The following is a 25136-nucleotide window of genomic DNA, read 5'->3' on the forward strand; positions in this document are numbered from 1 at the left end:
AATAAAAACAAAAATATATAAATTAACTTAAAATCCAACTTTTGGAGGTTGTTTTTGCCAAAATTATAATAATCTTTTAATCTGAATAAGTAAAATAGTACACCAAAACTATAGAATTAAAGGATTTTTAGTGCCAAAAATTCTTTTCTATTTACGTCTTAATAATTCTAAAACGTCCCGGATATTTTATCCAAATACTTTTTTTATTTCCGTAGTAATCCATAAAATCTTCACATACAAAAACAGCATGCGCTTTTGACCATGCCACAACACCGCAGTACTCGCTTCCAGATTGTCTTTTTAATTTCTGAATTTGCTTGCCTAATTTGAATCCTAAATATTTATAGATGGTTGGAGTATATACAGTACCTTCTTCTAATTCTTCTAAAGCTTTCTCAAAAGTAGGTTCTTTATCAATAATTTGCATGTATTTTGCCATTACAGCATATGTCAGAACAGCATAATCACGTATTTTTTCGCTATCGCAATTATCTTTAATATAAACAAAACCTGCCGATTTTCTAGCTTTTGTGACTTCGCTGCTATCTAAATTAAAAGTTGCATTATTTTTTAATGTAATACGATAAGAATCATTGTTCAATTTTTCACTTTCAAAAAGATTATCTAAGCCGTATACATTTAAAGAAGCTTTAATAAATGCTATAGACGAACAATTTGTGCGTTCTCCTTGCTTAAAACTTTCAAATATTTTATCAGAACTCAATTGCGAGTAGGAACTTGAACAAACAAACATTAAAAGTAAAAAAACTGAAGTAAACGATTTCATGCCTTGTATTATATATTATTCCTCAATTATTATTGAAGAAACTGTATTAGATTTATACAAATCTATAAAAAACCAATCAATTTGTTTATATCTTCACTTTTATCTATTAAAAAAGTCGCTGTAAAACAATAAAAAGCAAATAAAAAACGCCTCAAAATTAACTTGAGACGTTTTACTTTATTCTTTTTCTTCATTATTCAACTTATCATCGAGTTCAGGTTCTTGACCTTTAAACTTTTTAGTGTCGACATCATAATTTTCATCATTTGTCAAAACTTCGTCATGTTCTTTATATTGATGTTTTCTCGTGTCATTTCGATGATCTCCTCCACCCTGTTGTTTAGGATTCGGGTTTTTCTGGGTTTGATTATTCTTTTCCATAATTTTTCGTTTTTAAATGATTTTTAAAATTACCTCAAATACAATAGTTTGACTTATATAATCATTTTTAAAAATTATAAAATAAACCTTTTATTGTGGAGACAAATCCTTGCTTCTGGATAAAATATTTATTTTTACTTCTAATAACTCAAAACAAACAGTCCATGAACTTTCTGAATTTCTTCAAAAAACATAATAGCGAGAAACAACAAAATAAAAATTCAGAATCGACTGCCTCAAAATACTCTAATCTATTTTATACAACTCAAATAGATAATTTAACTGCAAACGATAAAGAATATCAAAATATTAGCATAAATAAGAATATATCTGATTTTTTTTTCGAAAATGAAATAGGCTATAATTATTCATTTTACGAAAATTTTATAGGCTCGCAATCAATTAAAGAAGATGAAAAAATTGATTTTATTGAAAAAGAACTTCAAAACGATGAACATTTAATTCCGTTTTTAAAACAATTTGATTTTTTATTTTTAGAAGAAGAATCAAAATTAAAGCGTTACATCAATCATTTGCAAAACACTCCCGAAAAATTCTCTTTTGATTTTTTTGAATTTACTTTAAAAAACAAACTTGAGAATTGTTACGAAGAAATTCAGAAGTACTTAAAAAACAGAAACAATGGCAAAAAATATTTCTATGAAACTTCAATCCCGATCGTTCTTTTTGATTTAGGTTTTAAAGAAGATTCTTTTATTCTACTAAAATTATTTGTAAACGAATATTTTGAGGGCAAAATTGACTCTATAAATGATGAATCATTTTTTGAAGAAACTAATCCGTTTGCTTATTTAGCATTAAATAATATGGCATTTCAAGCTGAAATAACAGAATTAGCATTTTCATACTTCGCGTCAAGTCATTTAGACAATCATTATTGTCTCAAAAAGTTTTTGTTCTATACTGACAAGAATAAGTTCTTTACTATTATGCTAAATCAATACCAACTTACTCCTGAAGATATTAGTAATGATCCTGGATTTATAAAGAATGACATTAACTGGAACAAACATCTTTATAGCCCATTTTTAAAATCATTATCAATCAGCAATTTTGATCAATATTTGGCTGAAACCACTTATAATGGTGAAATTTTAGTCAAAACTAAACTAAACACTTCCTTATTTGATACCTCAATTGCATCTTATCCTTTAAATTACGAACTTTTCTTTAATACTTATATTGCAAAATTATTGTTCAAAAAAAATATAAAAGGAAGATTCTATCAAAATGCTGAATTGTTTGGAGATCCAAGATATAGTCAGGGTTCTTATGGCTATACTTTAAATTTTGTTGTCGAAGAACAAGTTTTTTCTATTTATTTTGAAACCGAAACAAACTGGTTGGAAGTAAAACCTTTCATAAAATTATTAAATACGGCACTAAAAACGATACATTCAGAGTTTCGATTTTTCTTTTTAGTCGAAGATGTAGATTGTAATTTAATTCTAGAAAAACCAGATGATGTTGTTGATTTTATTAAAGATTTAAATTTTGAAACTACTGTACTTAGAAAATCAATTTAATTAACTCTTCTACGCCTCCATATTATCTTAAAATAGCTTCTGAAAAATAATGCTAATTTTGCTTCATTATAATTACAGTAAAAATTATGTGGACGATATGTCAGGAATGCCGGGGACAAGGCAAAATAAATCGCGGACTTAGTAAAAAAGCTCAAAGACGTTATAAAACAGAATTGACTGCATTTGAAAGTTCGCAAACTAAAGTTGCTCCAATACGCCCTAAAGCACATCTGCATTTGTGCACAAATTGCTCAGGATCAGGATTAATTCAGTCCGAAAAATATCTAGAACCTGATTTGACAAAACCTCACGTTGCTATAATTGGTGCTGGCATTGGCGGTGTCGCTTTGGCCGTGGCATGTTTACATCGCGGAATTCCTTTTTCAATTTACGAAAGAGATACTCATTTTGATGCACGATCTCAAGGCTACGGACTTACATTACAACAAGCCAGTAAAGCCATGAAGGGTTTAGGGATTACTTCTTTAAACGGTATAATTTCTACAAAACATATTGTTCATAATACAGAAGGAAAAATATTGGGCGAATGGGGAACCAGAAAATGGATTGAAACTGAAATTAAACCGTCTGCTACACGTACCAATATGCATATTGCACGACAATCGTTGCGGCAAGCTCTTTTAGAACAGCTTGGAGGAAATAATACGGTGCAATGGGGACATCAATTGTTAGATTTTAAAGCTAATAATGATGGTGCAGAACTTAAATTTCAAGTAAACGGAGAAGAAAAAAACGTAAAAGCTGATCTTGTCGTTGGTGCAGATGGCATTAGAAGCATTGTGAGAAAACTAACAATTGGCGAAGACATAACGCCGCTTCGTTATTTGGATTGCATTGTAATATTAGGAATTTGTCCATTAAGTTCTCTCAAAGATATTTCGAGCCAATTATTAGATTCTGCAACCGTTTTTCAGACTGCAAATGGAAATGAACGAATTTATGTTATGCCCTACACGGGAGATTCTGTAATGTGGCAATTGAGTTTCCCGATGTCTGAAGAAGAGGCTAAAGAACTAAGTGCAAAAGGTCCGAAAGCACTTAAAGAGGAAGCTTGCCGCAGAACACAATGGCACACTCCTATTCCGCAAATTTTAGAAGCTACACAAGAAAGTTTAATTTCTGGATATCCTGTTTATGATCGCGAATTGCTTCGATCGGAGTTATTAGAAAAGAATCAAAATATAACTTTAATTGGCGATGCAGCGCACCCAATGAGTCCGTTTAAAGGTCAAGGTGCAAACCAAGCTTTATTGGATGCTTTAAAATTGGCTAGAAAAATATATAGAGGCTGTAATGCAAAATCTAATTGGAGAGAAACTGGTCTAAGAAAAAGTGTCTTGAACGATTTTGAAGCAGAAATGCTGGAACGCAGTGCTACCAAAGTAAAAGGTTCTGCTGATGCTGCACAGTTCTTGCATTCTGAAATTATACTCCGCGAAGGCGATGAACCTCGAGGAAGATATCCTAAAAAAAGGAAATAAAGAAGAAAGATTTTAGAAGAAAGATTAAATAAAAAATGCTAAACAGGTTTGTTTAGCATTTTTTGTAAAAAGTTATTTTTCAATCATATAGATGCAAATTAAACAATAATTTAATATTATTTTATAACTAAGTTTGACTTGATCTTTTTAATTTTATAATCTCATTTACAAACAATTAAATAATCACGCCATGAAAAATACACAAATAAATTTCAGTCCAAACAATGAGACCTGTACAGACCGAACTTTGGTTTGTGATGGTGATAATAACGAATTAATATTTCGTAAAACTTATGTAGGAGATTGGGGAGATTGGGACGAGAAACCAGATGATATTTTAAAAGAGCAACATCTTTATCTGGATCAAAATACAAGTTTTACAAATGCAATTTAAACTAACGATTGCTTTATTGGGCATTACAATCTAGTATTCTATCTTGATTATGCTAGAACACTAATTGTATTGCTTAAATTTTCTTTGTTTATAAAATCTAGAATAAATTCTCTTACTTCTTTATTTGCCTCTGTTTTAGTAGCAAATGAATTAATATAGAATTCGTCGTCCTTGTCGCTAATATGAATAATTTCGGTGTAACCTTTGGTTATTAAACTACCTTTTAGCTTAATTATATTTACTTCTTGTTTTCCGTCAAGTTCTTTGCGAACCTGTAGTTTTATAGCTCTTTCCATATTCAAAAATTTTTAAATAATTAACTATCATTCAGTTATAAATTTAAAACATTTAATCTATCGAAATAAGATTTTAACACAGTCCGCAACGCATTATTTATCAACATATTATAAACATTTTCCCTTTTCTTAAAAAGAAACTCGAAACACCAGTAAAATCAAGTCTTTTCACATTAATTTCCTGTAAATTCTCTGTCGCTCAAGGTTTTCATAAACGCAATAAGGTTCTCTTTTTCTACTTCTGTAAGCGGAATTCTATTGCCATTATTTTTAAAAATAGGATCTAAATTGGCTGCATTCAAAACTCCGTTATCAAAATAATCCAAAACTGATTTTAAGGTTGCAAACTGACCAAAACTTCCATAAGGTGCTGTATATTCTACATTTCGTAGAGACGGAACTCTGAAACTCATAAAATCAGTTGCAATTCCAGTAACTCTTCCTCTTCCTGCTTCATTAGAATCGGTGTTTAACGGAAATCCAATATTTCTAAAACTTTGGTCTGTAAACAATTCGGTGCTATGGCAACTTGCGCATTTTTGCTGAAATGTTGCATATCCCGCCGCTTCGTTTTCTGTAAACTGACTTTCTTTTCGTTTTACTTTATCATATTTGCTATTGGCAGAAATCAAAGTATACTCAAACTGAGCAATACTTTTGTAAATTCTGTCTGCTGTAATTTCCTGATCTCCAAATGTTTTTTTAAACATCTCTTTATAAGAAGCATCATCTTTAATTTTTCCGATAACTTCCAAAATCGAAGAATCCATTTCTTCATGGGTAATAATCGGAACCAAAGGCTGTGTTTCTAATTGCAGTCGGCTTCCATCCCAATTAAAGAACTTTAGAAACATTAAATTCTGAAGCGGTGGCGCATTTCTAAGCCCTACTCTTCCCTCAATTCCAATAGCTTGCGCATTATGATCGGCAAAGGCATTTGCTTGAATATGACAACTTGAGCAAGAAATTGTATTGTCCTTACTAAATCTTTTGTCAGAGAAAAGTTTTTCGCCCAACTCAGCACCATATTTTGTAGGTTTATTTAAACTCACATAGCTATTTACTTCTGGAAAATCTGTGGGAATATGCAATGAAAGTTCAGGATTATCAAAATAAGTCTCATCAGAATCACTACTGCTACAAGAAGTGAAAAAGATTACGATTATGATGAAGCCGATTATTTTTTTCATTTTAATGATTTTTAAAATAAAGCCGTCTTTTTAATTTCAGACGGCTCTGAATTTTTTTTTAATCAATAGATTCGATTTAATCTGCCTAGATCTCCCTCAATCCTCTTTAAATCTGCGTGAAAAAATCTATACTTAAAAAGTATTTCACGCAGATTTTAAAAGATTTAAGCAGATTAAATAAGATTTCTACCAAAGAGTTAACTTAGTTTTCTACACTAGTTACAGAAAACATTCCTGAAATATCGTTTGTACCGTTTCCCCCTAGATTATCCACAAATTTTACCATTTGCGCTGCAGTATGAACATTTGGAGTAGCATTATCGCCCATTCCTGTCCCTGTAGATAAAGTAATGGTATTGATTTTTCCGCTCAATAATTTGTCGAAATCAGCCTTAATTTTGATTTTTGGAGCATTTTTACCTACAACTGCATTTACAGTAAGACTTAACGTAATATCTCTATATGCATTTACACCTTGTGTATAAGCGCCTTCAGTTCCGGCAACAGTGCTTCCTGTGTGAATAGACATCGTTTTATTATCAGTATCATAAAAACCTTCTACTTTTGTAAAACGATATCCTGTTCCCCATTCCCACATCATTGCTGTATCATTGGCTCCAGCCGCCGCGTAAAATTTAGGGAATCTTGTTTGGTCTAGAGTATTTTGCTCTGTTTTAATACCCAAACCAAATTTAATCTGTTTGTATGAAGCAGATGGCACATTGCTCAAAACATAGCTTAATGAAGCCGTTTTTGCCTGATCTATAACTGTTGCACCTTTATCTAAATCATTTACGTTGTAAGGCACTTCGCTTCCGTCATCTTTTATTAGACGAATATTGCTAATCACATATTTCACTTCAGAAAAATGATGAACTTGTCCTGCCGCCGAAGTATTTGTTGTTGCTGACGCAGAAGTTGCATCTCCTAAAACAATTGTTTTGTCTTTAAACGTATTGTTGAATTCGAATGTTAAATTGTTTGCTGCTGGTGCATCGTCATCATTTGAACATGAAACAAAAGCCAAAGCGGCTGCTGATAATAAAAGGTATTTTTTAAAATTTTGCATTTTTATGATTTTAATTTTTGTACTGTCTTTAAACCATTGAGTTACACTATTCCAACACATAGAAACATAGTTTTCTAAACTAAAAAAAGACGTTTTGCTAATTTAAATTCACATAGCAAACTATGCGTTAAAGTTCAATTTAACCAAATGGCTATTTTATTAATCAAAAGGAAGATTATAAAATAGGCGGCGGTACAAAAATTTCAAGGCAAGGTTCTAGCAGATCCAATTCTTTATAAATTGGCACTTTCTTGGATGTTATAATTTTTATTAGCGAAACCTGAAACTGTATATTTGTGTTTAAAGCAATATCAATCTTTTTGCTAATGCTTCTCAATTCCAAATCAGAATTTTTTTCCGTTTCCTGAAGCTCTTTCTTCAAATGGCATTTACCATGGCATTGCAATTCTGGCTTGGCTTTGTTAACACAAAATTCTTTTTCAATCGCATTTTGATTCAGTTTGAAGTGCACAACGATAAGCGCCTGCTGGAAAGAAACCAGCAGGAACAGAATTGTCATTGTGATACTAAAAACTTTTTTCATTTTTTCTTAGAAATTCAATTTTAAAGACGTGAAAAAATTGCGTCCCATTCTTGGAATATTACCCCAATCGGCATACGTACTGTAATATGCATTTAATAAATTCTCAGCTCCAACTTGTATTGTGCTTTGCACTTTGTTGATTTTAAAAGAATAATTAGCAGAAATATTCCAAATTGCATAAGCAGCCGTTAAATCTTCTCCATATTCTGGACTGTAATTAATTTGCTCAAAATCGCCATTAACAGAAGTCTGAATTCCGAAATTTTTATACATATAATTAAGCGAAGTCAAATAGCTTAACGGACGTATAAATGGTAAATTTCCTCCTTTATTATCCATTCCGCGAGCGTAAGTCAACGTTCCTTTCCAATGCAAATGTTCCAAAATATCGTAGCTCACATTAGCAGACATATTCAAAAGCGTTGCATAATCTAATGATGTATATCCTTTTACACCAACAGATTGATAATTCATCGGACTTCCCATGCTTAAGATTTTACCAATAATGTAGTTCTGAATATAGAAATAGTTTATTTTTCCTTGAATGCTCAATTTTTCTGTTTTAAAACCTGCGCTTGCATTTCCTTCATACGAAATTTCATTTTTCAAATTCGGATCTCCAATGTAATCGTAACGGTCAAAACTATTATAGATATAATAGCCATAACCCTCAGAAACAGAAGGCGCTCTATGACCGTAACCAGTTCCGACAGAAAAATTAAATTGATCAATATTTAAGTTGTAAGCGGCATTAAGACTTGGCAGAAATCTCGTTTTTTCTTGAGGCGCTCCAGGATGAAAAATCCAATTGAATTCTATGTATTTAGAATAATTGTAATTCACTCCTAAAGAACCACCTAAATGCACTTGACTTTTTTCTGAAATATCCCAAGAATTATTCATAGAAAGTCCAGCATAACGAGTCGTAACCCAAGGCCAGCTGTAAGCAAACATCGTTCTTTCGCTTCGATCTTGCGGATACATTCTCATTTCTGCAATAGACAAATTATCGTAAGCATTCAGCTGAATTTCAGAAGAGTAATCATTCTTTTTCAAATTAGCTTTAGAAACCAATCCGTAAGTTGTGCTCCAACCCGGCATGTCCATGTGAACTAAATTTTCTGGTCGAGTTGTATCGTCCATATAATGCTCAATTGCATTAAAATATACTTTTGTATCTACTACTCTAACCAAACCTTCTTCAAACAATTGTTTATAAGAAGCGGAGGTAATAAGAGCGCGAGAAAGCCACAAATCCATTGGCAAAGCAGGATAACCAACATTTTTTGCCACATCAAAAATCGCGTCTAATCTAACCGATGACAAATCGCTGGTTTTGTATGCCAAACCTAACGAAGTATTGAATTTATTGTATTGTGAATGCTTTACTTCGTCATTGTTTCCGTCGTGGTAATTATCTGCTGTTCGGTACGAAATGCTTCCATCTGCCACAAACTTAGTTCCCGAATAAGAGATATTTCCTAAATTGAAAAACTGCTTGTTATTAAACTCAAAACCAGTTTGATATGCTCCGTTCCATTTCTTTTGAAGTCCAAACGGCGTACTTTTTCTTTTTAAATCGATGCTTCCGGCAACAGTTGCTCCGTGCAAACTTCCTTCTTGACCCGATTTAATATCTACTGCAGCAAGATTATTACTTTCTACATAAGACGTAATTGGATCCATTTTATCAGTGCAAGCGCCAAAAACGTGCATTCCGTCAATTGTAACTGTCGAACGTTCTGTACTCATATTATTCAATAAAGGTTCCCAAGCATAAGCTCCACGTTTTATGAAACTGATATTGTCTGACGAAGACAAAAATTCATCAACAGAAACTGCCATTTTCATTTCTGTTTCAATCTTCTTTTTCGTTGCATTTTTTACGGTTACTTCTTCTAAGTTTTTTATGCTATCGTGATGTGCATGCTGATTTTGAGCTGTAACTGAAAATCCCAAGAAAAGCAGCATTATAATATATTTCATGTTTTTAGAATAAAGTATCAATATAAAGTTCACTTTTTACGCCTTCTACTCCTGGCGTATGATCAGTTGGAACAATGGTCCCTTTTACAATTAATCCGTTTTGGTTCATCATAATTAAGTTCAATGTCCAGTTTCCTGTCATGGTATAATTGACAACACCGTGATACAAACCGTCGTCTCCTTGCGTCAAGTCTTTATTATTTGGCGAAGAGTGATTTCCCATAGAAGGTTCTGGCATTCTCGGATCTAATTTTAAAGTATATCCCACAACTTCAGAATACGAAAACTGAGATGGATCTGGAAAAGTTCCTGCAGGAGTCGTTGGTTTATCGTATTTGTAAACACCAGCAATCAAAGCATTTTCTGAAACAGTTGGTTTTTGAGGCGAAATCAATGCAATTATATATTGTTCTCCATCACTTCCTGCAAAAGCAGTCATATTTAAGTTTTTATTGCTTTGTTTTTCTACAGTAACATCTTTATTGATTTCATATTTTTGGCCATCTGCCGTAAAACTGATGTACAATTTCCAACTCGCTGTAGTAGAGCTTTCTCCTGTAAAAACAGAATACCCGCTGTAATACTTTTTAGCAGAATCATATGCAACATTATACTGATGCGGACACGAACTTTTGCTTCCGTCAGCATTACTCATAATTGGCAGAAAAGTTACGGCAGCTGTCGTTAACTCTTGGCTGTTTTGAGTATTGACAATTTTCAGATGAAGCTCATTATATCCTTTATAGAATGTTCCGTTTAAAGCTTCAATGCTAACCTTATAGCTTCCGCTTGTAAGCGAAGTTGCTTCTTTAAATTCCAAGTTTTCAGGAACTTCAGAACCTGTTTCAGCTTCGTAATCTGTTTTGTCAATTGTACAGGAAGTAACCGCAAATAATACTGCGATTATCCAAAAATTAAAAGATTTCATTTGATGAATGTTATAAAAAAATGTTTGAAATTTAGCATTAAGCTATAAATTTTTGAATATCAAAAAATCCAAAATGCTAGTGAAAAGCCAAGAAAATGGCGAAAGTAAATGAAGTTAGAATACAGTTATTCTCTTCAATTACAAAAGAAGATCAATATCGTTTTAAAAGAATAAACTATGCGATTTGTTACTCAAATTTGGATTTAAAATCCGCGTAAGCGAGCAATAAGACATTCAAAATTTCAATTATAAAAAATTGGAATTCGAGAATATTGGAATTAAAAAAAAGATTGATCCCTAAACTCTATAGAGAGGAGGGTGAAAAGTAAGATTAGAAGCTCCGATTGGTTTCTTATCAAATAAAATTGAAGCGTTATCTTTAGATTCGATAACTGGAATTGTGCTAAAATTGATTTCAGCAGTATTTTGAACGTAAACAAGCTCCAATTTATCTTTTAAGCTGTCTTGCATTTTTCGTTCATTATCAGAATATTTTTTAATGCTTTTTTGAAGTTCGCATCGCCCATTACAACTGTTAAATGCTTGTTTACGCTGAACGCAAATAGTTTTAGCAATTTCTTTCTGGTTGATTTTAAAAGAAGCATAAACGAACAAGCTGCCAAAAGATGGCGAGAGAATTAAAATAGAAAGTGCTATGATGATTAACCTTTTCAAGTGCTTGTTCAATAGTTTGCAGGCAAAAGTACATACTATTTTGTATTTATTTTAACGAAATGCAATTTTTATTTCATTTAAAGAAGAGGTTGTTTTATTTCTGAATCATTTCTTGTTTTCGTAAAAAAATTCTTTAACATAAACAGTCTTGATATTTTGCATATTTTATCTAAATTTGAGTATTGTCGTTTTTTTATGACATTTTAATTCTAAAATAGCTACTAAATAACCCCAATTTACAGCGAATGAAAAAAAACTTAGCCATTACCTTTTGGGTACTCTACATGCTCTTTTTTGCAATCCCTTTTCCAATGATTTTGTATTATGCAATCAATAGCGATTTAGATATCAACGATTTAAAAACCAAAGATCCTTATTGGGCTTTAGGGATCGTTTTATTGTCTGTAATTCTCTGGCTGATCCTTTTGATTGGTTATTTCCAAAAATGGATCTTTCAGGTTTTTGTCAATAAAAATAATCTGGAGAAAATAAAATTAAACGGATTACGTCGCGAAGCTGAAATAATTAGTTCGAAGAAAGCTTCTAAATTCAATTCTAAATTTGACAATTACGAACTCGAACTGTGTTTTAAAAATCTTGCGAATACCGAAATCATTCATAAAACCAATATTACGGACACCAAACCCAATGAAAAACGGTTCGAAGCTGGAAAACAGATCAGTTTATTACTAGACAAGTACATGAAAAAACCTCCTTATTTTGTAATTTCATCTGCTACTCCAACTTTAAGCATCAGGAATTTAACAATTAGAATTTTAGGTTGGCTATTTTTTACGTTTATCGTTGTAGCCTATTATTTGTTTTCCTATCAAACCGAAAGTCATGGTATGGGGTGGCGTTTTATGTCTTTTGGACATCCGTTATTAATAATTCCGTTAGTGCTTTTGTTCTATCGCGTTTTGGTTCAATTTATATTTAAAAAACTAACTGGCTTAGATCAAAATTCGGTTGCACTCAAATTTAAAGGAATAAAAACTCAGGCCAAATTAATCAATGTAAGCCAAACAGGAACATATATTAACGAACAACCAATGATGCGTTTTGAGTTAGAATATAAAGACACAAAAAATCTAGTGCATCAAAATAGTTTGAAAAAAGTTATTGGAATTTTAGATTTAGAAATGACCAAAAAACAATTCCTTGATATTTTTTATAATCCCGAAAATCCAAACCAAATTGCTTTTGCAAATGATTTAAACAAAATATAGCAAATGAAAAAGATAGTTATTTTGATGCTGTTTTGCACTTTATTTTTAAGCTGCGAAAAGATCTCAAAAAGTATAGATGAAACTTTAAAACCTAATGATACAATTGTAAATAAAAAATCCGAAAATGTCGCTCCACCGCCTTTGCAAAGTAAAAAAAAGGAAATTAATCTATTGACTAATATCGAAATATTAAAAAAAGCAGAAGAACAATTGAAAAATCTTCCTCAATACAATGGAAAAGAAATCTTTATTTACTCGACCTTATACTTTTATAATGATGGAAGAATAAATGCGATGCTGCAACATCCAGAAAATCCAAAATATGTAGACATTTATGAATTTAACGATGAAAAATGGTCAGGACCAAAACCAGTTCAGCTTTCTGTTCGTGATGATGTTAAAGGACGTTTGGTTTCTTTAAATAAAATCAGTTTTATAAATGCAGCAAAAGTAGCTCAGGTTTATAACGAAAAAACAAAAGAAGTTGAAGGCGCGCAACCTACGACAAGTGTTTATATTTCTATTTGGAATAATAAACTAAGATGGTACCCGTCATCTATAAGCGGAAGCCGAGAACGCTATTCGATAGAGTTTAATGATGATGGAAGTCTAAAATCATTCCAACAAGATTAACTGCCACAAATGCTAAACAATTACGTTTAGCATTTTTTTTATACTAAAATTAAATTCTTTCCAAATAAAGAAACTAAAAAACTTAACTTTATAAAAACTTAAAAATCAATAAATTACACTAATAAATCATTAATTTAACATTACTTATCAACTTAAAATTTTCAGTTCTTAATCTAGATTAATAGATGCAGATTTTATTCTGTAATACATTTGTACCATAATCAAACAAAATAAAACAAAAAACAAGTTATAAGTTTAAATTTTAAACCATAATCAAATTTAAACTTAAAATAATAAAACAAATTAATCTTAAAATCAAAAAATTATGAGCACATTTACAGTAAAAGACGGAACACAGATTTATTACAAAGATTGGGGAAAAGGTCAACCAATTGTTTTTCACCACGGATGGCCTTTGTCAAGTGATGATTGGGATGCACAAATGATGTTTTTTCTTCAAAAAGGCTACAGAGTTATTGCACACGATCGCCGCGGACATGGACGTTCTAGTCAGGCCTCTGAGGGGAACAACATGGAAACTTATGCATCAGACATCGCTGAATTGACTGAAGCTTTAGATTTAAAAGATGCCATTCACGTTGGGCATTCAACTGGTGGTGGTGAAGTAATTCGCTATGCTGCAAAATACGGAAAAGGGAGAATTTCAAAAGCGGTAATTATTAGTGCCGTTACTCCGATAATGATTCAAAACGAATCTAATCCAGAAGGCGTTCCATTGTCGGTTTTTGACGAAATTAGAAAAGGAACCGGATTTAATAGAGCGCAATATTTCTACGACTTTCCGATTCCGTTCTACGGTTGGAACCGCGAAGGACAAACTGTTCAAGAAGGCATTAAACAAAATTGGTGGCGTCAAGGAATGATGGGTTCTGTTTTATCTCATTACGAAGGAATTAAAGCGTTTTCTGAATCTGATTTTACAGAAGACTTAAAAAGTTTAGATATTCCAGTTTTGGTTTTACATGGAGAAGATGACCAGATTGTTCCTTACAATCAAGCTCCTAGAGCAGCAAAATTGTTGAAAAACGGAAAATTGATTTCATATCCTGGTTTCCCTCACGGTATGCCAACTACAGAAGCAGAAACAATCAACAATGATATTCTTGACTTTATAAAATAAATACAGAAAGATTTAATTAAACTGTCTGTAGAACTATTTTTATAGACAGTTTAATTTTCTTAAATTCAACTAAATAATTTTCTCTCAAAAAATTGAATCAAAAAATATATGGAAACAATAAAATTAGAATTGGACGAAAAAAAACATGGCGCTTTTAATCTTTATGTAGATGGTAAAAAATTAGGCGAAATGACAATAAGCATTAAACCTGATTTACTGACAGTTTACCACACGGGAGTTGAGCCAGAGGGCGAAGGAAAAGGTTATGCTAAGAAGCTTTTAGAAGAAATGGTTTCTTATGTTCGCGCCAATAATTTGAAAGTTTTACCACTTTGTCCGTATGTTCATGCGCAATTTAAAAGACATCCAGACGAATACGAAGATATTTGGAAGAAGTAATTAATTCTAAACAAAGTATCTCGCCAAAGTTTGTCATTTCGACGTAAGGAGACCCGAGCGATAGCGAACAGGCAAAGCAAATCTTCGCAAGTAACTCCGTACAGAAAATCCAATCTTTGTCGAGCTTCTCGCGAAGATTTCTCCTTACGTCGAAATGACAAGATTGTGTAAATCTGTGTGGAGCACTCATTCGTCAAACCAATAATAAAAAAAACAAAAACAACACTATGAATACAGAAATATTAACAGACGGTGTTCCTTTAAATGAAGCGAAAAAAGCTTTAATTATGATTCATGGACGTGGTGCAAGCGCACATGATATTCTTTCGATTGCAAAACATCTTAAGGTTGATGATTTTGCATTGATTGCGCCTGAAGCAGAAAACAGAACTTGGTATCCGTATTCGTTTTTAGCGCCGCTAAACGAAAATGAACCTTCGTTTTCAAAATCGTTGGAAGCAATACATCAAGTTGTGGTCGCTATTCAGCAAAACGGAATCGAAAAAGAAAATATTTATTTCTTAGGATTTTCACAAGGAGCGTGTCTCGCTTTGGAATTTACAACAAGAAATGCTGCAAAATACGGCGGAATCGTTGCTTTTACCGGTGGATTAATTGGCGATAAAGTCTATGAAAACCATTATGCAGGAAATTTTGAAAACACGCCTGTTTTTATCGGAACAAGCGATCCTGATTTTCACGTTCCTGTAGAAAGAGTAAATGATACTGAAACGCTTATGGAGAAAATGGGCGCAGATGTTACAAAAAAAATCTATCCAAATATGGGACATACCATTAGTCAGGATGAGATAAATTGTGCTAATGCATTAGTTTTCAATAAAAAGTAATGATTACGATAACTCGCATTTATAGCGATGCAAACGGAGAAAGTCATTTTAAAGACTTTGATGTTCCGTTAAAAAACAACGGCGATATCGGATTTTTATCTGATGAAGAACCCGTTAAATCTATCGTTTTTAGAGAAGTTAATCCTTCTTACGATTACGATTTTCATAATGCTCCAGACCGCCAATATATTGTTTTGCTAGATGGCGGTGTAGAAATAGAAACTTCATTAGGAGAAAAAAGAACTTTCAACACGGGTTCAATTCTATTGGTTGAAGACACTACAGGGAAAGGACATAAAACAAAAAATATTGAATTTAAGCTTAGAAAATCAATATTTATCAAAATATAAAATTCATCAATATTTCATATAATTTGCTGTGATCAGTTATTGGTCACAGCAAAAAACAACGTCTGAAAACAGCATATACTGTTTTTCAGAATGTATTTCTATACACTGCATTTACTTTCGTGTTATGCAATTAACAAAACATTGTCGTCGAAGGAAGAACTTAAAAAAATGACAAAATATCGTCCTCGCTTCTTTCTTAATCTAGTTTAATCGATAAACAGCGATAACGGACGTAAATTTGTAAAAGAAAAATCAAACAACTATTTAATATAAAAATACCATGGAAAATAAAATTTTAGGATTACACCATATTACTGCAATTGCAGGAGACGCTAAACGCAATTTTGACTTTTACTCAAAAGTTTTAGGATTAAGATTCATCAAAAAAACAGTGAATTTTGATGATCCAGGAACTTACCATTTTTACTTTGGTGATGAAGTTGGAAGTGCAGGGACTATTTTAACTTTCTTCCCGTGGGGAGCAGGAATTCAACAAGGCAGAAAAGGTTCTGGAATGGCTACAGAAATTGGTTATTCTGTTCCAAAAGGAAGTTTAGATTTCTGGCAGAAACGTTTCGAGCAATACAACGTAATTTACAATAAACCAGCTGAAAAATTCGGAGAAAAATATTTGACTTTCTTAGATCCAGATGGTTTAAAATTAGAGTTAATTGAATCTAAAACGGAAGATAACAGAAAAGCTTGGGAAACTGACGAAGTAAAAGCTGATGTAGCTACAAAAGGTTTTCATAACATTACTTTGACTTTAAATAACATTAAACCAACTGCTGCTGTTTTAACTGAAATATTTGGTTACAAATTGATCGATCAAGATGTAAACCGTTACCGTTATGCAACAGATGCTGTAGAAAATGCTGCAATTGTTGACTTGGTAGAATTACCAGAAGAAAAACGCGGTTTAAATGCAAATGGAACGGTTCATCACGTTGCTTTTCGTGTAAAAAATGACGAAATTTTAATGAAATTCAGAGAAAAAATAGAAGAATACGGGTTGCAGATTACACCACAAATTGACAGACAATATTTTCACTCTCTTTATTTTAGAGAACCAGGCGGAGTTTTGTTCGAAATTGCAACTGACAATCCTGGATTTACTGTAGACGAAAGCTTAGAAGAATTAGGTCAGAACTTAAAACTTCCTGCTCAATACGAACCTCAAAGAGCTACCATTGAAGCTCATTTGGTTAAAATTAATTAATTTAAAAACTAAACCAGTTTGTTTGAAAACCACAACACAACTATTTGAAAAAGAGGCTTCTCAAAAGAAAGCCTCTTTTTTTGTATATTTCGGAAGAAGGAAGTATTTATGGCAAAGAGAATCCTTTCAAAATATGTTAATCCGCTTGGATATTTTTAATCTTCTGCAGCCATTAATTCAATCTTTGCCATAATTAATGCAAGATTATTTTCTAAAGAAATTTTTCCTTCACGCCATTCTTTTTTGTTTGATCCTCTTGAAATTCTAAAAATGAAATCGCCAGTAAAAACATAACCAAAAGTTTCTCTTAAACCCGTTTTGGTTATTCTTTTTTGCGCTTCTCTTAAATCTATTTTTATTTCACTTTCGTTCTTAAAAACAATTGTATCCAAACCATCAAGACCTTTTTTAAATTCATGTCCGCGATAGTGAATGAGTTTGATCAAAGCATTCATAAACCGTAAAGCGCGATTTGCACTTTCTTTAGAAACATTCAAATTCAAAATCTCTAATTTTTCCAGATTGATATTATCGTTTAAGCCTCTGCTTTCCCAATAATCCTTTGTTGCTGTAATAATCTCCAACGAATTTTCGAGCTTGTCGCTAATGCTCAGCGGAGCATGAACATCATCTTTTATGCTTTGAGCCAAATCGAGTAAAGGCGTCGATTTTGAAGGAACTCGAAGTTGCATTTCGTATGTCTTTTTTAAAATTGCAATCTCATTATTTCCTTTAAAATCAATTGGTAACTGAGGAACATTCTTTCTTTTATATTCAGGTCCAATCCAATGTCGGCTTTTAGGGAGCGGAATATTCAATTTTTCGCAAGCATTTTTGATTCCCATACTAGAAACCTCATAATGTTTTGCAATCTGCGGTATTGGAAATTTCCAAACCAAGCTGTAAAGTTCTGATCGGGTAAAAATAATTTTGTCCATAAATCAGTAAAATCAATTCAAAAGAAAATTCACCACCTCCATAATTGCTTACAGAAATGGTGAATTAAGAAAATTAAGCACTACTCTACTCCACCGCCTAAAGCACGGTACAGGTTAATTGCTGCATTCAGTTTTTCGAGTTTTATTGTTACTAAATCTAGTTCGTTCTGTAGCGAACTGTTTTGCGCTGCAATTACTTCAAGATAATTAGCCATTCCGCTTTTATAAAGCAAACCAGCATCTGAAGTTGCTTTTTCTAACGATTCTGCTTTCTCTTTTGCCAAAACAATACGTTCGTCAGCATATTTTAATCTTGACATAGCATCGTTTACTTCGCCAACTGCTGTTATAAAAGACTGTTTAAATTGCACAACCGCTTTTTCTTGTTCTAAAACAGCCACTTCATAAGCCGTTCTTAAAGCTTTTTTTCTAAAAATAGGTTGCGCTAAATTGGCTGCAATGGTTTTGGTGATTGAACCTGGAAAATCAAACCAATTTTCAAATTCAAAAGAATTTACTCCAATAGACGGATTCAAACTTAAAGTCGGATACATGGTTGCTTTTGCCAATCCTGTTTTTGCAGTGGCAGACATAACCGCGTATTCGCTAGATTTTACATCTGGTCTTCTGCTCAAAAGCGAAGCCGGAATTCCTGTTGGAAAAATTACAGAAACTTCAGCAGCATCAATGTTTCCAGCTCTTTCAATCTTATCTGGATATTCTCCGCATAAAATCTGTAAAGCGTTTTCTTGCACTGCGATATTTGCTTTCGCTAAAGGCACTAATAATTCAGCCGTTTTCTTTTGAGCTTCTGTTTGATTTACTGCCAAAGAACTAATCGATCCCGATTTGTATTGCAATTCCATCATGCTCAAAGTATTGGTACTCAATTCGATGTTTTTCTCTGCAATTTTAAGCTGTTCATCTAAACCTAAAAGATTGTAATAAGCTTGCGCCACTTGAACAATAATTCGAGTTTTTAATGCTGAAAGATTCTCTTTTTGAGCAAAATAAGCGGCTTTAGCATCTCTTTTTTGCATCGCTGCTTTTCCCCAAATATCTACTTCCCACGAAAGACGCAGATTGGCACTGTAATCATCCATATAATCCTTACCAATAAATTGCTGGCTCAAAGATCCGTTTAGGGAATTTTTAGAAGGATAAGAACGGCTCGCTCCAGCATCGAAATCTAGTGTAGGTAATAACGATAATTTGGCTTGTTTATAACTGAGGTCGAGCTGTTCCATGCTTTTCATTGCAATGATCACTTCGTTGTTTTTTACTAGCGCTTTTTCAATCAAAGCAATCAATAAAGGATCTTTATAATAGTTTTTCCACGGAAGCAAAACTGTGTCTCCAGTAACCGCGATTTCATCGCGGTATTTTTCTGGAGCTTGTAAATCTGTACGAGAATATTTTTTCCCTACCACACACGATGTCATGATCGCTCCGGTAAGTAAAACCATTCCGATTTTATATAATGTTTTCATTCTTATTCTTTTATCGTTTGAACTTGAGTTGCGATCTTTTTCCTTGATACTTTTTCTTGTAAATATTGGAATACAATGAAAAGCAACGGAATCACAAAAATTCCCAAAACAACACCGCTAAACATCCCTACTGCCGCACTCACACTGATCGATCTGTTTCCAACTGCAGTTCCTCCAGAGGCAAACATTAACGGAATCATACCTACAATAAAAGCTAGCGAAGTCATGATAATTGGTCGTAATCTTGATCTTGAACCTTCAATTGCGGCTTCAATTATTGTTAATCCTGCAAGACGTCTCTGCAAAGCAAATTCTACAATCAAAATGGCGTTTTTAGCAAGAAGTCCGACCAGCATGATTAATCCAACCTGAACGTAAATATTGTTGTCTAAACCAACTGCTTTAACTCCTGCAAAAGCTCCTAAGATTCCTGTCGGGATAGAAAGCAATACCGCAAGTGGCAATAAATAACTTTCGTATTGTGCTGCCAATAAGAAAAATACAAACAAGAGACACAATCCGAAGATGGCAACAGTTTGACTTCCTCCAGCTTTTTCTTCCAAACTTAAACCAGTCCATTCGTAACTGTAATCAGACGGAAGTTTATCTAAAACTTGCTCTAGATTAGCCATAATTTGTCCGTTACTGTAGCCAGGCAAAGCCATTGCTGTAATATTTACCGAATTATAAAGGTTATAACGATTCACTGATTCTGGACCGTAAACTTTATGGAATTTCACAATCGATTTTACTGGAACCATTTGCATTTGAGCATTTCTCACAAAAATTTCATTAAATGCATCTTCATCCATTCTAAAAATGCCATCAGCTTTTACATTTACTCTGTAAAACTTACCAAATCTTGAAAAGTCAGCTGATTGATCTCCTGCAAAATACGTCTGAATATTTCCTAAAAGTTCCTTGATATTTACGCCCATTTGACGTGCTTTATCTTCATCAACTTCTAATTCCAATTGCGGATAATCGGCTCTAAAAGTGGTATATGCGTATTGAACTCCAGGCTGTTTCATAATCTCTGCAATCACTTTATCAGACATTGCTTTTAAAGTTTCCGGGCTTCTTGCCATTCTGTCTTGCAATACAATCTCAGCACCACTCGTTACCCCGAATCCTTCAACAGGAGGCATTCTGAAAACCATAATCTGACCTTCTTTAATTTTAGCCAGTTTTCCGTTTACGATATTCATGATTTCCTCAATATCTTTTACCGCTCCTCTATCTTTCTTAGGTTTCAATTTGATAAATCCTAAACCATAAGCAGGGCTGGCACTATTGCTCAAAATATTGAATCCTGTAATGCTTGTATTAACATCAATCGCTTCTATTGGAGCCAATTCTTTCTCTAATTTTTCAATTACAGCAGTAGTTCGATCAAGAGCTGTTCCTGGGGGCATAGACAAACTATAAACCATGAAACCGTCATCTTCTAAAGGCACAAAACTTTTTGGAGTAGACATCATCATGTAAACCGCAATTGCCGTGATTCCTGTTACTAATCCTGCAGCAATCCATTTTCTTTCAATTAAGAAACGAACGCCTTTAATATATCTTCCCGTTAAATTGTCGAAACTTGTATTAAATCCGACGAAAAAACGATCTTTAAAACTCGTTTTATGTTCATGATCACCATGTTTACCTCCATGATTTTTTAGCAAAAGCGCACATAATGCAGGCGTAAGCGTCAAGGCATTTACAGCAGAAATGATAATCGCAATGGCCAATGTATAAGCAAATTGTTTATAGAAAATCCCTGAAGATCCCGTCATAAATCCGATCGGAATAAATACTGCCGACATTACCAAAGTAATCGAAATTACGGCTCCTGTAATTTCTGCCATCGCACCATGAGTTGCTTCTTTGGCTGAAATTTCTTCATCTTCTTCCATTTTACTGTGAACGGCTTCGACAACAACAATGGCATCATCGACTACAATTCCGATCGCTAATACCAAGGCAAAAAGCGTCAAGATGTTAATCGTAAATCCGAAAACCAAAAGGAAGAAAAACGTTCCTACAATCGCAACCGGAACTGCAATAGCTGGAATAATCGTCGAGCGAATGTCCTGAAGGAAAATAAACACCACAATAAATACCAGAATGAAAGCTTCAAATAAAGTCGATTTTACCTGACCTGTTGCTTCGTCTAGTCTTTCTTTGGTACTCATTACGTTTACGTATTTAATACCTGGCGGAAAAGATTTCGATAATCGTTCTACTTCTTTATTGATTCCGATTTCGATGTCATTGGCGTTTGAACCCGAAGTTTGCAAAATCGCCATCGTAACGGCATTTTTACTATTCGATTTATTATCACCACTGTACGAAATAGAACCAAATTCAACTCTCGCTACATCTTTCAATCTTAAAACATTGCTGCCAACATTTTTAACTACAATATTTTCATATTGTTCTGGTTTGTTCTTTTTTCCTTTGTAACGAATTACATATTCTAAAGCCGCTGTAGATTCTTCTCCCAATTTACCTGGAGCCGATTCTAAACTTTGTTCTGCAATGGCCTGTGTTACATCTGAAGGCACTAAACCTGCGTTTGCCATTTTACGCGGATCCAACCAAACACGCATCGAATAATCTTTCTGTCCAAAAATCTGAACTTGTCCAACACCTGGAACACGTTTCATTTGAGGAACTAAGTTGATATTGGCGTAATTCTGAAGAAACAACTCGTCGTATTTGCTATTATCATCTGTATATAAGTTGAAAATAACAATCATACTATTTTGCTGTTTCGAAGTTGTTAATCCCATTCGGATAACTTCTTGAGGCAGTTTTGGCGTTGCTTGCTGTACTCTATTTTGAACGTTTACCGCAGCTTGATCTGGATCTACTCCTTGTTTAAAAATTACGCTGATAGAGAAAGATCCGTCATTACTTGCAGTCGATTTAATGTACTGCATGTTCTCTACTCCGTTAATCTGCTCTTCTAAAGGTGTTACTACCGAACGAATAACGGTTTCACTGTTTCCTCCTGGATAAGAACCGCTTACCATAACTGTTGGCGGCGAAATATCTGGGAATCGCGTTACAGATAATCGGGTAAGACCTATGATCCCCAGTATAACCAGTACAATAGAGATAACTGTGGCCAATACTGGCCTGTCTATTATTTTCTTTAACATGGAAATGTTATTTTATTAAATGAAAAATTATTTACTGCTTGTGTTTTTAGCAGCGATTTTTGGAACGACTTCCATTCCATCATAAAGTACATCGATATTATTCAACGCTACTTTATCTCCAGATTTTAATCCGGATTTTACGAAATAATCTACTCCTGCACTTCCTGCAATTTCGATTGGAACCATAGCTACTTTATTGCCTTCCTTTAGAATAAAAACAAAGAATTTATCTTGAATATCTTTTACGCTCGCCATTGGAACTGTAATTACAGATGACAAACTTTTGTTCAAGACAATTCTCGCAGAACCTCCCGCACGTAATTCTTTTTTTGGATTTGGAAAAATAGCTTTTAAAGCAATTGTACCCGTTGCACGATCGACGTTTCCACTCGCCACTTCCAATTTTCCTTTTTGATCGTACTCGCTGTCATCGGCCATAATTAAACTTACAGTCTGATTACTTTTTGAATCTTTAGAAAAAGCTAAATAATCTGCTTCTGTTAGCGAAAAATAAACGAAGACGTTATTGATTTCAGATAAAACAGTCAGCGGAATAGCATCTGTCGGTGTAACTAAATTTCCAATTCGGTTTGGAATACGGCTAATATAGCCGCTTACAGGAGCTTTAATCAAAGAGAAATCGGCATTTAACTGAGATGATCCTAAAGCGGCCTTAGCCTGTGCTACTTGTGCAGTTGAAGCTTCGTAATTGGCCTGCGCCGTTTTTAACTGCATGTCTGAGAAAACTTTTCCTTCTACTAAAGGTTTAATTTTTTCTACTTCCAGTTTCGCATTTGCTTGATTTGCCAAAGCGCTTTTGTAAGCTGCACGACTATTGTTAACTTGTTCGGCATAAACGTCGCCTTTAATTTTAAAAAGAGATTGTCCTTTGGTTACATAATCTCCTTCTTTTACATAAATTGCTTCCAAATAACCTGATACTTGTGCTTTTATATCAACGTTTACAGAACCTTCAACTGTTCCTGGATATTTCTTTTCAACTTCTCCTGTTGCCGAATTGGTCTGAAGAAAGTCTACTTCTGGCTTTGGAGGAGCCATCTGCGCATCTCCGCTTTTCCCACATGATGCAAGAGAAATGGTTATCAATAAAATTGCAATTCTGCCAATTGCTTTATTATTTTTAAAAAACTGTTTTGTCATTTTACTTTTCATTTTTAAATGAATTACCTCAAATTTGGCAGCAAAATAACAGCGTAAAACCGCTTTTTTAAGGAAGAAATTTACCCAAACGACATTTTTTGATACTGAAACGTTGGCTTGGGTTTATGCCATGAAGGTGCTAAGGCGCGAAGTTTTTTCTGCCACGAATTCCACGAATTTTCTCTAATTAAAATTGTTTTATGAAATACTGTGGATAATTTCTCGAATTTTTATCGCCAAGTTGGTAAAACGCAACGTTTGTCATTTCGACGAAGGAGAAATCTCCGCGAGAAACTCTACAAAGATTGGCTATAGATTGCGGAGCTACTTGTGGAGATTTCTCCTTCGTCGAAATGACAAAAATGAGAGCAAAACATCATAAACACAGGAAAAAATTAGCGGAAATTCGTGGAATTCGTGGCAGAAAAAAATTCGCATCTTCGTATCAAAAAAATTCGTGAATTCGTGGCAAAACAAAAAAACTTAGAATCTCAGCATCTTAGAAACTTTCTTATCTATCCATCCACTGCTTAAAGAAAGGAGTTTTTTCTCTGCTGATGATTACCTCGCGTTCGGGATCTAGTCTAAGTTGGATTTTTAATTTTGCGTTGAAATAGTTCGCAATAGATTTAATGCTTTCGGCACGAATGAAAAACTGGCGGTTAGCGCGGAAAAAGATATTCGGATCTAATTCTTGCTCCAGTTCTTCCATAGTTTGCGGAATTGAGATAATGACACCAGATTTAAGAAACAAATTACTGGTTTTAAACTCAGAATATATAAAGTCGATATCTGAAACGTCTACACTTTTATAGCCGTCACGATACGTTACCAAAAAACGCATTCTAAAAACTGGTTTTTCGATCAGTTCTTTTAGGATTCCTGCGATATTGGTTACGCTAGATTCGTTTTTATTTAAAGATTTGAATTTAGCTAGGGCAAACTCCAACTCCGTCTTTTCAATGGGTTTCATCAAATAATCGATGCTGTTTACCTTAAAAGCACGAATTGCATATTCGTCATAAGCTGTAGTAAAAATTACAGGACAAGTGATGTTGATTTCATCAAATATAGCAAAACTAAGTCCGTCTGCTAAACGAATGTCCATTGTAATTAAATCGGGTTTTGGGTTAGATTTGAGCCATGAAACAGTATCGACAACCGTGTCAATTATGTCTAAAATTTCACAATTGGGTTCTAGTTCTTCCAACAGTCTCTTTAACCTGCTGGCGTTAATGCTTTCATCTTCTACAATTAAAATTTTCATAATT

The 25136-nt window shown here is 33.5% G+C and carries 24 protein-coding genes; 10 read left to right on the top strand and 14 right to left on the bottom strand.

The window, feature by feature from the left end; all coding sequences use genetic code 11:
* Positions 1–151 precede the first annotated feature (151 nt).
* Both JC605_RS09045 and JC605_RS09050 read right to left on the bottom strand, forming a co-directional pair.
* Entirely contained in the window at positions 152–787 is a 636-nt protein-coding gene (locus JC605_RS09045) for a hypothetical protein (RefSeq protein WP_198855858.1), read from the bottom strand.
* Between the two features lie 177 nt (positions 788–964).
* Positions 965–1168 (bottom strand): hypothetical protein, encoded by a 204-nt coding sequence (locus JC605_RS09050; RefSeq protein ID WP_198855859.1) that lies wholly within the window; start codon positions 1166–1168, stop codon positions 965–967.
* 164 nt (positions 1169–1332) lie between these two features.
* On the opposite strand from JC605_RS09050, the gene JC605_RS09055 reads away from it, so the two are divergent.
* The 3 genes from JC605_RS09055 (at position 1333) to JC605_RS09065 (ending at position 4611) form a co-directional block, all read left to right on the top strand.
* A complete protein-coding gene (locus JC605_RS09055; protein ID WP_198855860.1) occupies positions 1333–2715 on the top strand; it encodes a hypothetical protein in 1383 nt (460 codons plus the stop codon).
* Positions 2716–2801: 86 nt separating this feature from the next.
* On the top strand, positions 2802–4217 hold the full coding sequence (locus JC605_RS09060) for an NAD(P)/FAD-dependent oxidoreductase (RefSeq protein WP_198855861.1): 1416 nt from the start codon (positions 2802–2804) through the stop codon (positions 4215–4217).
* A 190-nt stretch (positions 4218–4407) separates the two neighbouring features.
* Positions 4408–4611, top strand: a complete 204-nt coding sequence (locus JC605_RS09065; protein WP_198855862.1) for a hypothetical protein — start codon at positions 4408–4410, stop codon at positions 4609–4611.
* 47 nt (positions 4612–4658) lie between these two features.
* Here JC605_RS09065 and JC605_RS09070 read toward each other — a convergent pair whose 3' ends face one another.
* The 7 genes from JC605_RS09070 to JC605_RS09100 form a co-directional block, all read right to left on the bottom strand.
* Positions 4659–4907 (bottom strand): hypothetical protein, encoded by a 249-nt coding sequence (locus JC605_RS09070; protein ID WP_198855863.1) that lies wholly within the window; start codon positions 4905–4907, stop codon positions 4659–4661.
* Between the two features lie 173 nt (positions 4908–5080).
* Positions 5081–6097: a cytochrome-c peroxidase gene (locus tag JC605_RS09075; RefSeq protein WP_198855864.1), complete on the bottom strand. Its 1017-nt coding sequence runs from the start codon at positions 6095–6097 to the stop codon at positions 5081–5083.
* 202 nt (positions 6098–6299) lie between these two features.
* The gene (locus JC605_RS09080; RefSeq protein ID WP_198855865.1) at positions 6300–7166 is read right to left on the bottom strand and encodes an MbnP family protein; all 867 of its coding nucleotides are present in this window, start codon (positions 7164–7166) and stop codon (positions 6300–6302) included.
* Positions 7167–7341: 175 nt separating this feature from the next.
* A complete protein-coding gene (locus JC605_RS09085; protein ID WP_198855866.1) occupies positions 7342–7710 on the bottom strand; it encodes a hypothetical protein in 369 nt (122 codons plus the stop codon).
* Positions 7711–7716: 6 nt separating this feature from the next.
* Positions 7717–9696, bottom strand: coding sequence for a TonB-dependent siderophore receptor (locus JC605_RS09090; protein WP_198855867.1), 1980 nt, complete (start codon positions 9694–9696; stop codon positions 7717–7719).
* A 4-nt stretch (positions 9697–9700) separates the two neighbouring features.
* Positions 9701–10624 carry a hypothetical protein gene (locus tag JC605_RS09095; protein WP_198855868.1) on the bottom strand — a complete coding sequence of 308 codons (924 nt, stop codon included), beginning with the start codon at positions 10622–10624 and terminating at the stop codon, positions 9701–9703.
* A 297-nt stretch (positions 10625–10921) separates the two neighbouring features.
* Positions 10922–11299, bottom strand: coding sequence for a hypothetical protein (locus tag JC605_RS09100; RefSeq protein ID WP_233074072.1), 378 nt, complete (start codon positions 11297–11299; stop codon positions 10922–10924).
* 245 nt (positions 11300–11544) lie between these two features.
* Between JC605_RS09100 and JC605_RS09105 the strand changes: the two genes are divergently transcribed.
* The 7 genes from JC605_RS09105 (at position 11545) to JC605_RS09135 (ending at position 17118) form a co-directional block, all read left to right on the top strand.
* Complete coding sequence (locus JC605_RS09105; protein ID WP_198855870.1) at positions 11545–12528, top strand: hypothetical protein; 984 nt, start codon at positions 11545–11547, stop codon at positions 12526–12528.
* 3 nt (positions 12529–12531) lie between these two features.
* The gene (locus JC605_RS09110; RefSeq protein WP_198855871.1) at positions 12532–13161 is read left to right on the top strand and encodes a hypothetical protein; all 630 of its coding nucleotides are present in this window, start codon (positions 12532–12534) and stop codon (positions 13159–13161) included.
* Between the two features lie 325 nt (positions 13162–13486).
* Positions 13487–14302, top strand: coding sequence for an alpha/beta fold hydrolase (locus JC605_RS09115; protein ID WP_198855872.1), 816 nt, complete (start codon positions 13487–13489; stop codon positions 14300–14302).
* A 108-nt stretch (positions 14303–14410) separates the two neighbouring features.
* The gene (locus tag JC605_RS09120) at positions 14411–14701 is read left to right on the top strand and encodes a GNAT family N-acetyltransferase (protein ID WP_198855873.1); all 291 of its coding nucleotides are present in this window, start codon (positions 14411–14413) and stop codon (positions 14699–14701) included.
* A 227-nt stretch (positions 14702–14928) separates the two neighbouring features.
* Positions 14929–15549 carry an alpha/beta hydrolase gene (locus JC605_RS09125; protein ID WP_198855874.1) on the top strand — a complete coding sequence of 207 codons (621 nt, stop codon included), beginning with the start codon at positions 14929–14931 and terminating at the stop codon, positions 15547–15549.
* Entirely contained in the window at positions 15549–15899 is a 351-nt protein-coding gene (locus JC605_RS09130) for a hypothetical protein (RefSeq protein ID WP_198855875.1), read from the top strand. Before JC605_RS09125 ends, JC605_RS09130 begins: the two co-directional genes overlap by 1 nt.
* A 280-nt stretch (positions 15900–16179) precedes the next feature.
* Positions 16180–17118, top strand: a complete 939-nt coding sequence (locus JC605_RS09135; protein ID WP_198855876.1) for a ring-cleaving dioxygenase — start codon at positions 16180–16182, stop codon at positions 17116–17118.
* 155 nt (positions 17119–17273) lie between these two features.
* On the opposite strand, the gene JC605_RS09140 is transcribed toward JC605_RS09135, so the two are convergent.
* The 5 genes from JC605_RS09140 to JC605_RS09160 all read right to left on the bottom strand — a co-directional run bounded on the left by JC605_RS09140 (position 17274) and on the right by JC605_RS09160 (position 25132).
* Positions 17274–18056, bottom strand: coding sequence for a hypothetical protein (locus tag JC605_RS09140; RefSeq protein ID WP_198855877.1), 783 nt, complete (start codon positions 18054–18056; stop codon positions 17274–17276).
* Positions 18057–18136: 80 nt separating this feature from the next.
* On the bottom strand, positions 18137–19546 hold the full coding sequence (locus JC605_RS09145; protein ID WP_198855878.1) for an efflux transporter outer membrane subunit: 1410 nt from the start codon (positions 19544–19546) through the stop codon (positions 18137–18139).
* Between the two features lie 2 nt (positions 19547–19548).
* A complete protein-coding gene (locus JC605_RS09150; protein ID WP_198855879.1) occupies positions 19549–22704 on the bottom strand; it encodes an efflux RND transporter permease subunit in 3156 nt (1051 codons plus the stop codon).
* A 27-nt stretch (positions 22705–22731) separates the two neighbouring features.
* Positions 22732–23877 (bottom strand): efflux RND transporter periplasmic adaptor subunit, encoded by a 1146-nt coding sequence (locus JC605_RS09155; RefSeq protein WP_233074073.1) that lies wholly within the window; start codon positions 23875–23877, stop codon positions 22732–22734.
* Positions 23878–24376: 499 nt separating this feature from the next.
* The gene (locus tag JC605_RS09160; RefSeq protein WP_198855880.1) at positions 24377–25132 is read right to left on the bottom strand and encodes a LytTR family DNA-binding domain-containing protein; all 756 of its coding nucleotides are present in this window, start codon (positions 25130–25132) and stop codon (positions 24377–24379) included.
* Positions 25133–25136: the final 4 nt, after the last annotated feature.

The organism is Flavobacterium sp. IB48 (assembly GCF_016405855.1).
Taxonomy (GTDB): Bacteria; Bacteroidota; Bacteroidia; order Flavobacteriales; family Flavobacteriaceae; genus Flavobacterium; species Flavobacterium ginsengisoli.